This is a genomic window from Isoptericola nanjingensis, assembly GCF_050311635.1.
In the GTDB taxonomy this organism is placed as follows: Bacteria; Actinomycetota; Actinomycetes; order Actinomycetales; family Cellulomonadaceae; genus Isoptericola; species Isoptericola nanjingensis.
In genome coordinates, this window is sequence record NZ_JBNOZL010000006.1 from 296,769 (window position 1) to 310,624 (window position 13,856).

Sequence of the window (13,856 nt, forward strand, 5' to 3'; positions counted from 1 at the left end):
TCAGGCCTCCAGGAGCACCGCGGACCCCTGGCCCCCGCCGCCGCACAGCGCGGCGGCGCCCACCGAGCCGGGCCCGAGCAGCTCCAGCCGCCGGGCGAGGTGCCCCACCACGCGCGCGCCGGACGCCCCGATCGGGTGCCCCAGCGCGATGGCGCCGCCGTGCGCGTTCACCAGCTCCGGGTCGAGGCCGAGCCTGTCCACCGACGCGAGAACGACCGCCGCGAACGCCTCGTTGATCTCGAGGGCGCCGAGGTCGCGCGGGGACAGGCCCGCCCGCTCGCAGGCGGCGGCGATCGCGTTCGCCGGCTGCGCGTGCAGGCCGACGTCGGGCCCCGCGACGAGCGCGTGGGAGCGCACGCGGACACCGGACAGCCCGCGTGCCTCCGCGACGTGGTCCGCCACGAGCACCAGGGCCGCCGCGCCGTCGGAGATCTGCGACGCGTTGCCGGCCGTGATGGTGCCGTCCTCCCGGAACGCCGGCCGCAGCCGGCCGAGACCGTCGAGCGTGGAGTCCGGGCGCACGCCGTCGTCGGCCTCCACCCGCACGGTGCCGCGCCGGCCGGGGACGTCGTAGGGCGCGATCTCCTCCGCCAGCAGGTCGGCCGCCTTGGCGGCCCGCGTGTGCGACGCGACGGCCAGCGCGTCCTGCGCCTCGCGCGTGTTCCAGGCCGCGGCGGCCATCGCCTCGCCGTGCCGCTCGGTGCTCAGCCCCATCGAGTCGTGCTCGAAGGCGTCGGTGAGCCCGTCGTGCGCCATCGTGTCGATCAGCTCGACCGGGCCGAACTTCTTCCCGGCGCGCGAGCCGACCCAGGCGTGCGGGGCCAGCGTCATCGACTCCATCCCGACCACCGCGACGATCGTCGCCTCGCCGCCCGAGATCAGCCGGTGCGCCTGCACCACCGCCTCCGCCCCGGACAGGCAGACGGCGTTGAGCGTCACGGCCGGCACGGTCATCGGCACTCCCGCGCCGACACCCGCCTGCCGGGCCGGGTTCTGCCCCGCGCCGCCCTGCAGCACCTGCCCGCCGACGACGACGTCCACCTCCCCCGGCTCCACGCCCGCCGCCGCGAGCGCCGCCGCCAGCGCGTGCGCGCCCAGCGTCGTCGCCGGCACGGACGCGAACGCCCCGTTCGAGCGCACGAACGGCGTCCGCCGGTATCCCGCGATCACGGTCATCGTCGTCCCTCCTCCACCGCCGCGGCCGAGCCGTCGCCCGTCCCGGCGTCGTCCTCCGGATCGTCCTCCAGCTCCACGACCAGCTCCGCCTCGGTCGCCTCGCGCACCTCGTCGACGGTCACGCCCGGCGCCAGCCGCCGCAGCACGAACGCGGCCTCGAGGCCGTGGTCGGTCACGTCGAGCACGGCCCGGTCGGTGACGATCCGGTCGACGACGCCCTCCCCCGTGAGCGGCAGCGTGCAGCGCCGACGCAGCTTGGGCGACCCGTCGCGGGCCACGTGGTCCATGAGCGCGACGATGCGCCGCGCCCCGACGACGAGGTCCATCGCGCCGCCCATGCCCTTGACGAGCTTGCCGGGCACGGTCCAGCTCGCCAGGTCGCCGGTGGCGGACACCTGCAGCGCGCCCAGGATCGCGATGTCGATGTGGCCGCCGCGGATCATGGCGAACGAGTCGGCGGCGTCGAAGAAGCTCGCGCCGGGCACCGCGGTGACCGTCTGCTTGCCCGCGTTGATGAGGTCCGCGTCCTCGGTGCCCTCGACCGGGAACGGCCCGATGCCGAGCAGCCCGTTCTCGCTCTGCAGCGTGATCCCCACGCCGGGCGGCAGGTGGTTCGCCACCAGCGTCGGGATGCCGATGCCGAGGTTGACGTAGTCGCCGTCCTGCAGCTCGGCGGCGGCCACGGCGGCCATCTCGTCGCGCGTCCAGGTCATGCCGCACCTCCCGCCGTCGTCGTGTCGGCCACGCTGCTCGCCGGTGCGGGGCGCACCGTGCGCTGCTCGATGTCCTTGACCCGCTCGCGCGCGAGCACCAGTCGGTGCGTGTAGATCCCCGGCGTCACGACGACGTCCGGGTCGATCGGCTCGTCGGTGATCTCCTCCGCCTCGACCACGGTGACCCGCCCGGCCGTCGCGATCACCGGGTTGAAGTTGCGCGCCGTGTACCGGTAGACGAGGTTGCCGAACCGGTCCGCACGACGCGCGTGCACCAGCGACAGGTCCGCCACGATGGCGCGCTCCAGCACGTACCGCCGGCCGTCGATCTCGTCGACCGGCTTCCCCTCGGCGACGGGCGTGCCCACCCCGGTGGGCGTGTAGAACGCGGGGATGCCCGCGCCGCCCGCGCGCAGCCGCTCGGCAAGCGTGCCCTGCGGCACGAACTCCACCTCGAGCGCACCGTCCAGGTACTGCTGCGCGAACAGCTTGTTCTCCCCCACGTACGACGACAGCACCCGCCGCACCTGGTCGTTCTCCAGCAGGATGCCGAGCCCCTTGCCGTCCACGCCCATGTTGTTGGACACGACCGTCAGGTCCTTCACCCCGGAGTCGCGCACCGCCTCGATGAGGTCGTTCGGGTTGCCGCTCAGGCCGAACCCGCCGACGGCGATGGTCATGCCGTCGTGCAGCAGGCCGTCCAGCGCGGCCACGGCGCTGGGCTGCAGCCGGTCCACCGTCCTCGACACCGTCATCGTCGTCCCCCGTTCTCCTCGACCGTACGTCCGACGGCGGGGCCGTCGGGAGTGCCTTGCGCGCCCTGCTCCGCCTGCTCGGACCTGCGCAGCACCGCCTCGGCGTGCCGCAGCAGCGGCGCGTCGACCATCCGGCCGCCGACGGTGAGCACGCCGGAGTCGGCCGACACGCGCCGTCCGTGCTCACCGGCGTGCTCACCGGCGTGCTCACCGGCGTGCTCACCCGCGATGCCCGCGAGCGCCTCCGCCCGGCCGGACGCCGCGGCGAGCACCTCGCGTGCCCGCTCCACCTCGGCCTCGGACGGCGCGAACGCGGCGCGCACGACGGCGACGTGGCTCGGGTGCACGCACAGCGACGCGACGAACCCGCTGGCCGCGGCGTCCTGCGCCTCGGCCCGCAGGCCCGCGAGGTCGTCGAGCTCGAGGTGCACGGCGTCGATCGCGGCCTTGCCCGCCGCGCCGGCCGCGAGCAGCACCGCCGACCGGGCGTGCCGCGCGACGTCGCGGTAGCCGCCGTCGACGAACCGGCTCGAGGTGCCGTGCAGCGACGCCACCAGGTCCTCCGCGCCCCACGCGAGCGCGACGACGTCGGGCCGCGCGGCCAGGGCGGGCGCGGCGAGCACTCCCGCCGCCGTCTCGCACAGCGCGACGACGGCGTACGGGCCGCCGTCCGGCGCGAGCAGCGGGCCGACGAACCGGCCGTCCGCCTTCGGCAGCATCACCGTGCGGTACGGCGTGCGGGCCAGGGCGGCGAGGTCGGCGTCGTGCTCGGGGGTGCCGACCGCGTTGACGCGCACGATCACCCGTTCCGGGTCCAGCACCGTGTCCACCAGCGCGGCGCGGGCCGCCTCCTTGCGCCCGGGCGCGACGGCGTCCTCGAGGTCGAGGATCGCCGCGTCGGCGCGGTCCAGGGCCTTGGCGAACCGGTCGGGCCGGTCGGCCGGGCAGAACAGGAGCGCCGGCCCGAGCGTGAACGGGGCGGGGTTCACAGCACGCCCCCGCCGTGCTCGCTGGCGTTCTTGTGCTCGTGCTCCTCGTGGCCCTCGCGCGTCCACATCAGCATCGTCCGCCCCGCCTTCGCCACGACCTCGCCGTCCTGGTTGCGGCCCACGTGCTCGACGGTCACGACGCCCGTGCCGGGGCGCGAGCGCGACAGCCGCCGGTCGACGACCGTCGTCTCCCCGTACAGCGTGTCGCCGTGGAACATCGGGTGCGGGAACGCCACCTCCGTGAAGCCGAGGTTCGCCACGAGCGTCCCGCGCGTCAGGTGCGCCACCGACAGCCCCACCAGCGTGGCCAGCGTGAGCATCGAGTTCACCAGGGGGCGTCCGAACGGCTGCGTCGCCGCCCACGCCGCGTCCAGGTGCAGCCCCTGCGGGTTCATCGTGACGGACGTGAACAGCACGTCGTCCGCCTCCGTCATCGTGCGGCCCGGCCGGTGCACGTACCGCACGTCCGGGTCCAGCTCGTCGTAGTACAGCCCGCGCTGCACCTCGTCACGCATCGCGCCCTCCCTCGTCCGTGCCGAGCAGGCAGCTGCGCACGTTCTGAGCCGTCTGACGGTGCGCAGCTGCATGGTCGGCGGTCACGACGCCAGCCCCAGGTCGCGGGCGATGATCATGAGCTGCACCTCCGTGGTGCCCTCGCCCACCTCGAGGATCTTGGAGTCCCGGTAGTGCCGGGCCACCGCGTTCTCGTTGAGGAAGCCGTAGCCGCCGAAGATCTGCGACGCGTCGCGGGCGTTCGCCATCGCGGCCTCCCCGCCCACGAGCTTCGCGACGGACGCTTCCGCCTTGAACGGCTTGCCGTGCACCTGCTTGAGCGCGGCGTCCAGCCAGCACAGGCGGGCCGAGTGCACGCGCGCCTGCATGCGGGCCAGCGTGAACGCGATGTGCTGGTTGCCGCCGATCGCGTGGCCGAAGACCTCGCGCTCCTTCGCGTAGCGCAGGGCCTCCTCGAGGCAGCCCTGCGCGGCGCCCGTCGCGAGGGCGGCGAAGGCGATCCGGCCCTCGTCGAGCGCGCGCAGGAAGTTCGCGTACCCACGGCCCTGCTCGCCGAGCAGGTTCCCGGCGGGGACGCGGACCCCGTCGAGCGTCAGCGGGTGGGTGTCGGAGGTGTGCCAGCCGACCTTGTCGTAGCTGGGCTCCACCGTGAGGCCGGGCGTGCCGGACGGCACGAGGAACGACGACAGCTCGGGATGGGTCGCGCCGTCCGCGCCGGTGCGTGTCCCGGTCACCGCGGTGACGGTGATGACGCTGGTGATCGGCGTGCCGGAGTTGGTGATGAACTGCTTGGAGCCGTCGATCACCCACTCGCCCGTGGCCTCGTCCCGGCGCGCCGTGGTGCGCGTGGCGCCGGCGTCCGACCCCGCCCCCGCCTCCGTGAGGCCGAAGGCGGCGAGCGCGCGGCCGCTGACCAGGTCGGGCAGCCAGCGCTGCTTCTGCTCGTCCGTGCCGTGCCGGAAGATCGGCATGATGCCCAGCCCGACACCCGCCTCGAGCGTCACCGCGATCGACTGGTCCACCCGCGCGAGCGCCTCGACCGCGAGGCACAGGGACACGTAGTCCTTCCCCTGCCCGCCCACGTCCACCGGGAACGGCAGGCCGAACAGCCCCAGCTCGCCCATCTGCTCGATGATCTCGACCGGCAGGCGCCGCTCGGTGTCGTACCGGTAGGCAGCAGGCGCCACCACCTGGTCCGCGAACTCGCGCACCACGGCGCTGAGCTTCCGCTGCTCGTCGCTGAGCACGGTGGACTGGGTCTCGCTGATCATGACGCTCCTCGGGTGTCGGAGTGTGCTGCCGCCACGGCGGGGTCTGCCGGCGCGGGAGCGTGGTCTTCGGGGGTGTCGACGGGTGGGTCGACAGGCTGTTCGGCGGTCGGATCGACGACGGCGACCACCTGGTCGAGGCGCACCTGGTCGCCGGCGCGCACGTCGAGGCGCACGACGCCGCCGATCGGCGCGAGCAGCGGGTGCTCCATCTTCATCGCCTCGACGACGACGACGGGCTGGCCGGCGACGACGACGTCGCCGTCCACGACGGGCACGGCGGACACCGTGCCGGGCATCGCGACGCGCACCGGTGCGCGGGTCGCTCCGCCCGCCGCGCCGTCGTCGCCGAGCGCGCGCTCCGCCCGCCGTCGTGCGGCCAGCGCCGCCCGGTCGAGCACCGTGCACGACGACGTCCGCCCGTCGAGGTGCGTCCACACCACCGCCGGCGCCGCTGTGAGCGGGCGTTCGGACCCGTCGCCCGGCGTGCCGTGGGCGCGTCTCCCGCTCACAGCGGTGACCAGGGTGCGCGTGACGCCGTCGACGGTGAGCAGGTGGCGTCCGCGGACCGGGTCGTCCCTGGTGCGCAAGGAGGCGCGCACCGGCTCGTCGTCGTCGACGGTGACGACGGCGTCGTGGGGTGTCCCGATGACGGCGACGGCGTGCTCCGCGCCCGCCGCGTCGACGAGCACCGCGCGGCGCGGCACGGGCGCGCCGTTGAGCCGCCAGCCGTCGGAGGCGGCCCACGGGCCGGTCGCCGCGGGGGCGCCGGTGTCGACGGCGAGCAGCGCCGCCGCGACCAGCGACCCGTCAGGCGTCCGCGCCACCGGGGCAACCCGAGCGTCTGACACGTTGTCGGGGGCGTGCCGCGCGTCGGACCGCTCGGCGACGAAGCGGTCGATGAGGCCGGTGTCGAGGCGGCCGGCGCGCACGTCGTCGTCGGCGAGCAGGTCGCGCAGGAAGCCGGCGTTGGTCTCGACGCCCAGCACGACGACGTCGGCCAGCAGGCCGTCGAGCCGCGAGATCGCCTCGGCGCGGGTGGGCGCCCAGGCCACGGCCTTCGCGAGCATCGGGTCGTAGTCGCCGGTCACCGCGGCGCCCGCCAGCAGGCCGCTGTCCAGCCGCAGGGGAACGGCCCCCGGGCCGGCGGGGACGCCGGCGTCGTCGTAGGCGAGCACCCGCCCGGCGGCGGGCAGGAACCCCCGCGCGGGCTGCTCGGCGTACAGGCGGGCTTCCACGGCGTGCCCGTCCAGCCGGACGTCGCCCTGTGCGAGGCCGAGCGGCTCGCCCGCCGCGACGCGCAGCTGCTGCTCCACCAGGTCGAGCCCGGTGACCAGCTCGGTCACGGGGTGCTCCACCTGCAGGCGGGTGTTCATCTCGATGAACCAGAACGCGCCGGGGTCGTCGCCGGGCACGAGGAACTCGACGGTCCCCGCGCCGACGTACCCCACCGACCGCGCCACCGCGCAGGCCGCCTCCCCGAGCCGGGCCCGGGTCGCGTCGTCGACGGCGGGCGACGGCGCCTCCTCCACCACCTTCTGGTGGCGGCGCTGCAGCGTGCACTCGCGCTCGCCCAGGTGCACGACGGCGCCGTGCGTGTCGGCCAGCACCTGCACCTCGATGTGCCGCGGGCGCTCGACGAGCCGCTCGAGCAGGAGCCCGTCGTGCCCGAACGACGCCGCGGCGACCCGCCGGGCCGACGCCAACGCGCCCGGCAGCTCGTCCGCCGCTCGCACGACCTCCATGCCCTTGCCGCCGCCGCCCGCGACGGGCTTGACGAGCAGGGGGAACCCGACGCCGTCCGACGCCGCGACGAGCGCCGCGTCGTCGAGCCCGTCGTCGAGCGTGCCGGGCAGCACGGGCACCTCGTGGGACGCGACGAGGCGCTTGGCCGCGGCCTTGTCCGCCATGGTCTCGAGCGCCTCGACCGACGGCCCGACGAAGACGACGCCGGCGCGCTCGCACGCCCGCGCCAGGGCGGGGTTCTCGGACAGGAAGCCGTAGCCGGGGTGGATCGCGTCGGCGCCCGTGGCGACGGCCGCCGCCACGACCGCCTCGATGTCGAGGTAGCTCTGCGCGGCCGGTGCCGGGCCGAGGCGGACGGCCACGTCGGCCTCCCGCACGTGCCGGGCGTCCGCGTCGGCGTCGGAGTACACGGCCACGGACCGGATCCCCAGCCGCCGCAGGGTGCCGATCACGCGGCACGCGATCTCGCCGCGGTTGGCGACGAGGACGGTCGAGAGCTCTCGGGTACCCATCGCCCTCACATCCGGAAGAGCCCGAAGCGGGGCTCGTCGTCGGGGGCGGTCGGGGAGCCGCCGGGCAGCGGGGTGCGGGCGCACACGCCCAGCGCGAGGCCCAGCACGCGGCGGGTGTCGGGCGGGTCGACGATGCCGTCGTCCCACAGGCGCGACGTCGCGTGGTACGGGTCGCCGGCCACCTCGTAGCCCTCGCGGATCTCGGCGCGGAAGGACTCCTCCTCGCCCGCGTCCCACTCCTCGCCGCGGCGGGCGAGCTGGTCTCGCTTCACGGTCGCGAGCACGGACGACGCCTGCGCGCCGCCCATCACCGAGATGCGGGAGCCGGGCCACGACCACAGGAAGCGCGGCGAGTACGCCCGCCCGCACATCGCGTAGTTCCCGGCGCCGAACGAGCCGCCCACGATGACGGTCAGCTTCGGCACGCGGGTCGTCGCGACGGCGGTGACCATCTTGGCGCCGTCCTTGGCGATGCCGCCCGCCTCCGCGTCGCGGCCCACCATGAACCCGGAGATGTTCTGCAGGAACAGCAGCGGGACGCCGCGTTGGTCGCACAGCTCCACGAAGTGCGCGCCCTTGAGCGCCGACTCGCGGAACAGCACGCCCGCGTTGGCCAGCACCCCCACCGGGTGGCCGTGGATCCGCGCGAACCCCGTGACGAGTGTCGTGCCGTACTCCGGCTTGAACTCGTGCAGCTCGCTCCCGTCGACGATCCGGGCGATCACCTCGCGCGGGTCGTAGGGCTGCTGCACGTCCACCGGCACGGCCGCGTACAGGCCCTGCGGGTCGACGACGGGCTCCCGGGAGGGCGCGACGTCCCACGCGGGCTCCGGGTCCGGCGGCAGCGTGCTCACGATGTCGCGCACCAGGTCGAGCGCGTGCTCGTCGTCCTCGGCGAGGTGGTCGACGACGCCGGACCGCCGCGCGTGCAGCTCCCCGCCGCCCAGTTCCTCGGCCGTGACGTCCTCGCCGATCGCGGCCTTCACCAGCGGCGGGCCGCCCAGGAAGATCGTGCCCTGGTCGCGCACGATGACGGTCTCGTCGCTCATCGCCGGCACGTACGCTCCGCCCGCGGTGCACGAGCCCAGCACGGCCGAGATCTGCGGGACGCGCGCCGCCGACAGCCTCGCCTGGTGGTAGAAGATCCGCCCGAAGTGGTCGCGGTCGGGGAACACCTCGTCCTGCCGGGGGAGGAACGCGCCGCCCGAGTCCACGAGGTAGACGCACGGCAGCCGGTTCTCCAGCGCGATCTCCTGCGCCCGCAGGTGCTTCTTCACGGTGAGCGGGTGGTAGGTGCCGCCCTTGACGGTCGCGTCGTTGCAGACCACCATCACCTGCCGCCCGCTCACCAGCCCGACGCCGGCGATGACGCCCGCGCCCGGCCAGGCCCCGTCGTCCACGCCGAACGCCGCGAGCGGCGCCACCTCGAGGAACGGGCTGCCCTCGTCGAGGAGCCGTGCCACGCGGTCCCGTGGCAGCAGCTTGCCGCGCGAGACGTGCTGGTCGCGGGCGCGCCGGGTGCCACCCTCCGCGGCGACGGCGGTGCGCTCGCGGAGCCGGTCCGCGAGCGCCCGCTGCGCCTCGTCGTTGGCGCGGGCCGCGTCGGCGCGGGGGTCGACGGCGGAGTCGAGGACGGTCACGCGGGCTCCTCTCCCTCGGGGGCCGGGACGGGGGTGTCCCCGCCCAGCAGCACGGCGAGCGCCGGGTCGGCGAGCACCGCCCCCAGCTCGGCGAGGAAGCGGGCGCCCTGCTCGCCGTCCACCACGCGGTGGTCGAACGTGAGGCTGAGCGTCGTCACCTGCCGCAGCGCGACCTCGCCGTCGTGCTCCCACGGCCGGCGCGCCACCTGGCCGAGGCCGAGGATCGCGGGCTCGCCCGGGTTGAGGATCGGCGTGCCCGAGTCCACCCCGAAAACGCCGATGTTCGTGATGGTCAGCGTCCCGTTCATCAGCCGCTCGGGCGTGGTCCGGCCGGCCCGCGCCGTCGTCGTGAGGTCCGTCAGGGCGGCGGCCAACCCGGTGAGCGACAGCGTGTCCGCGGCGGGGACGTGCGGCACGACCAGCCCGCGGTCCGTCGCGACGGCGATGCCGAGGTTCACGTGCGCGGGCCGGACGATCTCCGCCTCGCCGCCCGGCAGGTCGACCCAGCGGCTCGTGAGCGACGGGTGCTGCGGCAGCAGCGCGAGGACGGCGCGCGCCACCAGCGCGAGCACCGTGATCCGCTGACCGCCCGCCATCGGGTGCGTCTTGAGCCGGGCCAGCAGCTCCATGCTCGCCGTGACGTCCACGGTGAGGAACACCGACGCCTGCGGCGCCGCCGCGCTCGCGACCATCGCCGCGGCCGTGCGCCTGCGGACGCTGCGCACCGGGGTGCGTGTCTCGCCGTCCGCCGTCCTCGCGGGGGCCGACGTCGGGCCCTGTGCCACCGGGCCCGCGGTGCCCGACGACGCCGCCTCGACGTCGTCGCGCGTGACGCGGCCGTGCGGGCCCGTGCCCGTGATGGTGGCGAGGTCGATCCCGTGCTGCCGCGCCAGCGCCCGCACGACCGGCGTCGACCGCGGCCGCTCCCCCCGCCCGTCCGGCGACGGGGACGACGCGACGCCGTTCGCGGAAGCTGTCGGGGCCGGGGCCGCCGCCGCGGCGGGAGCCGGGACGGCGACCGGGGCGTCCCGGCGCCGTCGTCGCGCCGGGCGTCCCGTGCGCGCGGGGCGCGCGCCGTACCCGACGAGGTTCGGCTCCGGGCTGTCCTCCCCCGCCGAACCCGCAGAGTTGTCAGGACCAGGAGCAGGTTCTGGTGCACCTGGTCCTGACAGGTCGAAGGTGACCAGCGGCTCGCCGACCTCGACGGTCTGCCCCTCCTCGGCGTGCAGCACCCGCACGACCCCGGCGCACGGCGACGGCAGCTCGACCAGCGCCTTGGCGGTCTCCACCTCCGCGATCACCTGGTTGAGCTCGACGGCGTCGCCCACGGCCACGCGCCACTCGACGACCTCGGACTCGGTCAGCCCCTCGCCGAGGTCGGGCAGCTTGAACTCGCGCGTCGCCGTCACGCTCCCACCTCCACGCCGGCGCCCGACGCCGGCACCCGGCCGAGCACGCGGTCGACGGCGACGAGCACGCGGTCGAGGTCGGGCACCTGGTTGCCCTCGAGCTTCGCGGGCGGGTACGGGATGTCGTAGCCGGTGACGCGGGCGGGCGGCGCCTCGAGGAAGTCGAAGCAGCGCTCGGTGACCGACGTCGCGATCTCGGCGCCGACGCCGGCCTGCCGCGGCCCCTCGTGCAGCACGACGAGCCGCCCGGTGCGCCGCACGGACGCCGCGATCGTGTCGTGGTCGACGGGGGACAGCGAGCGCAGGTCGATCACCTCGACCGAGACGCCCTCGTCGGACGCCGCGGTGGCGGCGTCGAGCGCCGTCGCGACGTGCGAGCCGAACGTCACGAGCGTGACGTCGTCGCCCGGCCGGACCACCCGCGCGGTGCCCATCGGCGGCGCGTCGTCGAGCGGCAGGTCCGCGTCCACCTCGCCCTTGACGTGGTACAGCCGCTTGGGCTCGAAGAACACGACCGGGTCGTCGCAGGCGATCGCCTGGCGCAGCACGGTCGACGCGTCCTGCGGGTTCGACACCGACACCACGCGCAGCCCGGCCGTGTGCACGAAGTACGCCTCCGGCGACTCGGAGTGGTGCTCGGCGGCGCCGATGCCGCCGGCCACGGGGATGCGGATCGTCACGGGCAGCTTCACCTTGCCGTTCGTGCGGGCGTGCATCTTGGCGAGCTGGCTGACGATCTGGTCGAACGCCACGTAGACGAAGCCGTCGAACTGGATCTCCACCACGGGCCGGTAGCCGCGGTACGCGAGGCCGACGGCGGTGCCGAGGATGCCGGACTCCGCGAGCGGCGTGTCCACTACGCGGCGGGGGCCGAACTCCGCCTGCAGCCCGTCGGTCACGCGGTACACGCCGCCGAGGCGGCCGATGTCCTCGCCGAGCACCATGACGGTCGGGTCGTCGGTCATCGCGCGACGCAGCCCGGCGCCGAGCGACTTGGCGAGGGTCAGGGTCTGGGTGGTCATCGGTCGGCCCCCTCGCCGCTCGTCGTGGTGTCGGCGTCGGCGAAGCCCGCCAGGTACGCCGCGTGCTCAGCCCGCTCGGCCGCCACGGTCACGTGCGGCTCGGCGTACACGTGGTCGAAGACGCTCAGCGGCGGCGGGTCCTCGAGGGCGACGACGCCGGCCCGCAGCTCGGCGGCGACGGCGTCGGCCGCCGCGCGCACCCGCGCCTCGTCGTCGTCGGTGAGCAGGCCACCGGCCCGCAGGTACGCCGCGAGCCGCGCGACCGGGTCGCGCTCGGCCCAGGCGTCCAGCTCGGACGCGTCGCGATAGCGGGTGGGGTCGTCGGCGGTGGTGTGCGGGCCCATCCGGTACGTCACGGCCTCGACGAACGTCGGGCCTCCGCCGGTGCGCGCCCGGTGCAGCGCCTCGCGCGTCACGGCGAGGACGGCGAGCACGTCGTTGCCGTCCACGCGCACGCCCGGGACGCCGAAGCCGTCCGCCCGGCGCACCAGCGGCACGCCCGACTGCAGCGTCACCGGCTCGGAGATCGCCCACTGGTTGTTCTGGCAGAACAGCACCAGCGGCACCTGCCACGTCGCCGCGAAGACGAACGCCTCGTTGACGTCGCCCTGGCTCATCGCGCCGTCGCCGACGTACGCCACGACGGCGGCCGTGCCGTCGTCGTCCGTCCCGTCCTGGCGCGGCTCGACGACGCCGCGCTCGACGTCCGCCTGGATCCCCAGCGCGTAGCCCACGCCGTGCAGCGCCTGCGCTCCGATGATGACCTGCGGCGTCGCCATGTTCACCGCGTACGGGTCCCAGCCCGACGCCGTGATGCCGCGCCACACGCGCAGCAGGTCCACGGGGGCGACGCCGCGCTTGCGGGCGACGGCGTGCTCCCGGTAGCTGGAGAACACGAAGTCGTCGGTGCGCAGGGCGGCGGCCGAGCCCACCTGGGCGGCCTCCTGGCCCTGCAGCGGCGGCCACAGCGCGAGCTCGCCCTGCCGCTGCAGCGCCGTCGCCTCGGCGTCGATGCGCCGGGCCACGACCATCTCCTCGTACAGCGCCAGCAGCGCCGCCCGGGCGTCCCCCGTGCCCGCGTCGACGTCCGTCAGCCAGCGGTCGAGCGCCGGGTCGGGGTGCCGCACGCCCTTCTCGTCGAGCAGGCGCAGCGGGATGTCGCCCGGCCGCGCCGTGCTCGCCGTGCCGGCCGCCGTCGTGCCCGGGTTCGTGCTGCCGTTCGTGCCGTCTGTCGTCGTTCCGTCCGTCGTCGTTCCGTCCGTCGTACCGGACGCCGTCTCCGCCCGCGCTGCACCCGCTCGTGACAGGTCGTCGCGGGACGTCGAACCCATGGTGCTGGGCATCGTCGCCTCACCTCGCGTGTCGCCGGCCGCTCCGCGTCGAGCGCCGGATACCGCGAACGTAACGCCGCTCACAGAGTGCGACCAGCACCCCACGACACGTTGAGCAGAGTGCTCAGGCCGACGCCGTTAGGCTGGTCGATGTGCGCAGCTACGACGCCGTGGACCTGAGCCTCCTGACGGCCCTCGCCGACGACCCGCGGGCCACCGTCGCCGCCCTCGCGGAGCGCCTGCGCCTGTCCCGGAACACCGTGCACGCGCGGCTGACCCGGCTCGAGGAGTCGGGCGCCTTCCTCGACTTCGACCGCCGCATCAACCCCGCTGCCCTGGGCCACCCGCTGACGGCGTTCCTCGAGGTCACCGTGCGCCAGCGCGAGCTGCCCGCCATCGTCGACCGGCTGGCGGAGATCCCGGAGGTCGTCCAGGCGTACGGGCACAGCGGCGCCGCCGACCTCCGCGTGCACGTCGTGTGCCGGGACACCGACCACCTGTTCCGCATCGACGCCGCCATCCTCGCCATCGACGGCGTCGAGCGCACCGAGACGTCGCTGTCTATGGGCGAGCTGATCCCGTACCGCATCCGGCCCCTCATCGAGGCGGCGCGGCGCGCACTCTGACCGCCTTCGCAACCACGGCATGAACTGGAAAATCACCCGCTGCCGACGAACTAAGCAGGCTGGCACGCTACCTCTGGCCTGGCGTCCTGCACCCGACTCGACGACAATCTAACGCTATGCCACACCTGGAACACGGCGACCTCGAGGACCTTCGCG

The 13,856-nt window shown here is 75.1% G+C and carries 12 protein-coding genes; 1 reads left to right on the forward strand and 11 read right to left on the reverse strand.

Annotated elements, in window-relative coordinates:
- The 11 genes from ACQP6G_RS13940 to ACQP6G_RS13990 form a co-directional block, all read right to left on the reverse strand.
- Positions 1 to 1,176 (reverse strand): acetyl-CoA C-acyltransferase, encoded by a 1,176-nt coding sequence (locus tag ACQP6G_RS13940; RefSeq protein ID WP_429765040.1) that lies wholly within the window; start codon positions 1,174 to 1,176, stop codon positions 1 to 3.
- Complete coding sequence (locus ACQP6G_RS13945; RefSeq protein ID WP_429765042.1) at positions 1,173 to 1,889, reverse strand: CoA transferase subunit B; 717 nt, start codon at positions 1,887 to 1,889, stop codon at positions 1,173 to 1,175. The genes ACQP6G_RS13940 and ACQP6G_RS13945 overlap by 4 nt, the downstream gene beginning before the upstream one ends.
- Positions 1,886 to 2,644 (reverse strand): CoA transferase subunit A, encoded by a 759-nt coding sequence (locus ACQP6G_RS13950; RefSeq protein WP_429765044.1) that lies wholly within the window; start codon positions 2,642 to 2,644, stop codon positions 1,886 to 1,888. Before ACQP6G_RS13950 ends, ACQP6G_RS13945 begins: the two co-directional genes overlap by 4 nt.
- Positions 2,641 to 3,633 (reverse strand): HpcH/HpaI aldolase/citrate lyase family protein, encoded by a 993-nt coding sequence (locus ACQP6G_RS13955; RefSeq protein WP_429765046.1) that lies wholly within the window; start codon positions 3,631 to 3,633, stop codon positions 2,641 to 2,643. The genes ACQP6G_RS13950 and ACQP6G_RS13955 overlap by 4 nt, the downstream gene beginning before the upstream one ends.
- On the reverse strand, positions 3,630 to 4,148 hold the full coding sequence (locus ACQP6G_RS13960) for a MaoC family dehydratase (RefSeq protein ID WP_429765048.1): 519 nt from the start codon (positions 4,146 to 4,148) through the stop codon (positions 3,630 to 3,632). Before ACQP6G_RS13960 ends, ACQP6G_RS13955 begins: the two co-directional genes overlap by 4 nt.
- Positions 4,149 to 4,229: 81 nt before the next feature.
- Positions 4,230 to 5,417, reverse strand: coding sequence for an acyl-CoA dehydrogenase family protein (locus ACQP6G_RS13965; RefSeq protein WP_429765049.1), 1,188 nt, complete (start codon positions 5,415 to 5,417; stop codon positions 4,230 to 4,232).
- Positions 5,414 to 7,672 (reverse strand): ATP-binding protein, encoded by a 2,259-nt coding sequence (locus ACQP6G_RS13970; RefSeq protein ID WP_429765051.1) that lies wholly within the window; start codon positions 7,670 to 7,672, stop codon positions 5,414 to 5,416. The genes ACQP6G_RS13965 and ACQP6G_RS13970 overlap by 4 nt, the downstream gene beginning before the upstream one ends.
- Positions 7,673 to 7,677: 5 nt before the next feature.
- Positions 7,678 to 9,312: a carboxyl transferase domain-containing protein gene (locus tag ACQP6G_RS13975; RefSeq protein WP_429765053.1), complete on the reverse strand. Its 1,635-nt coding sequence runs from the start codon at positions 9,310 to 9,312 to the stop codon at positions 7,678 to 7,680.
- Positions 9,309 to 10,721, reverse strand: coding sequence for a dihydrolipoamide acetyltransferase family protein (locus tag ACQP6G_RS13980; protein ID WP_429765055.1), 1,413 nt, complete (start codon positions 10,719 to 10,721; stop codon positions 9,309 to 9,311). Before ACQP6G_RS13980 ends, ACQP6G_RS13975 begins: the two co-directional genes overlap by 4 nt.
- Positions 10,718 to 11,743, reverse strand: coding sequence for an alpha-ketoacid dehydrogenase subunit beta (locus ACQP6G_RS13985; protein ID WP_429765057.1), 1,026 nt, complete (start codon positions 11,741 to 11,743; stop codon positions 10,718 to 10,720). Before ACQP6G_RS13985 ends, ACQP6G_RS13980 begins: the two co-directional genes overlap by 4 nt.
- Positions 11,740 to 13,086 (reverse strand): thiamine pyrophosphate-dependent dehydrogenase E1 component subunit alpha, encoded by a 1,347-nt coding sequence (locus ACQP6G_RS13990; RefSeq protein ID WP_429765058.1) that lies wholly within the window; start codon positions 13,084 to 13,086, stop codon positions 11,740 to 11,742. The genes ACQP6G_RS13985 and ACQP6G_RS13990 overlap by 4 nt, the downstream gene beginning before the upstream one ends.
- A gap of 140 nt (positions 13,087 to 13,226) precedes the next feature.
- Between ACQP6G_RS13990 and ACQP6G_RS13995 the strand changes: the two genes are divergently transcribed.
- Positions 13,227 to 13,700, forward strand: a complete 474-nt coding sequence (locus ACQP6G_RS13995; protein WP_429765060.1) for an Lrp/AsnC family transcriptional regulator — start codon at positions 13,227 to 13,229, stop codon at positions 13,698 to 13,700.
- Positions 13,701 to 13,856: the final 156 nt, after the last annotated feature.

What these genes read in the sequence shown, in the direction of transcription:
- ACQP6G_RS13940 (WP_429765040.1), bottom strand. Translation starts at nt 1,176, where the DNA reads ATGACCGTGATCGCGGGATACCGGCGGACGCCGTTCGTGCGCTCGAAC.
- ACQP6G_RS13945 (WP_429765042.1), bottom strand. Translation starts at nt 1,889, where the DNA reads ATGACCTGGACGCGCGACGAGATGGCCGCCGTGGCCGCCGCCGAGCTG.
- ACQP6G_RS13950 (WP_429765044.1), bottom strand. Translation starts at nt 2,644, where the DNA reads ATGACGGTGTCGAGGACGGTGGACCGGCTGCAGCCCAGCGCCGTGGCC.
- ACQP6G_RS13960 (WP_429765048.1), bottom strand. Translation starts at nt 4,148, where the DNA reads ATGCGTGACGAGGTGCAGCGCGGGCTGTACTACGACGAGCTGGACCCG.
- ACQP6G_RS13965 (WP_429765049.1), bottom strand. Translation starts at nt 5,417, where the DNA reads ATGATCAGCGAGACCCAGTCCACCGTGCTCAGCGACGAGCAGCGGAAG.
- ACQP6G_RS13970 (WP_429765051.1), bottom strand. Translation starts at nt 7,672, where the DNA reads ATGGGTACCCGAGAGCTCTCGACCGTCCTCGTCGCCAACCGCGGCGAG.
- ACQP6G_RS13985 (WP_429765057.1), bottom strand. Translation starts at nt 11,743, where the DNA reads ATGACCACCCAGACCCTGACCCTCGCCAAGTCGCTCGGCGCCGGGCTG.
- ACQP6G_RS13990 (WP_429765058.1), bottom strand. Translation starts at nt 13,086, where the DNA reads ATGCCCAGCACCATGGGTTCGACGTCCCGCGACGACCTGTCACGAGCG.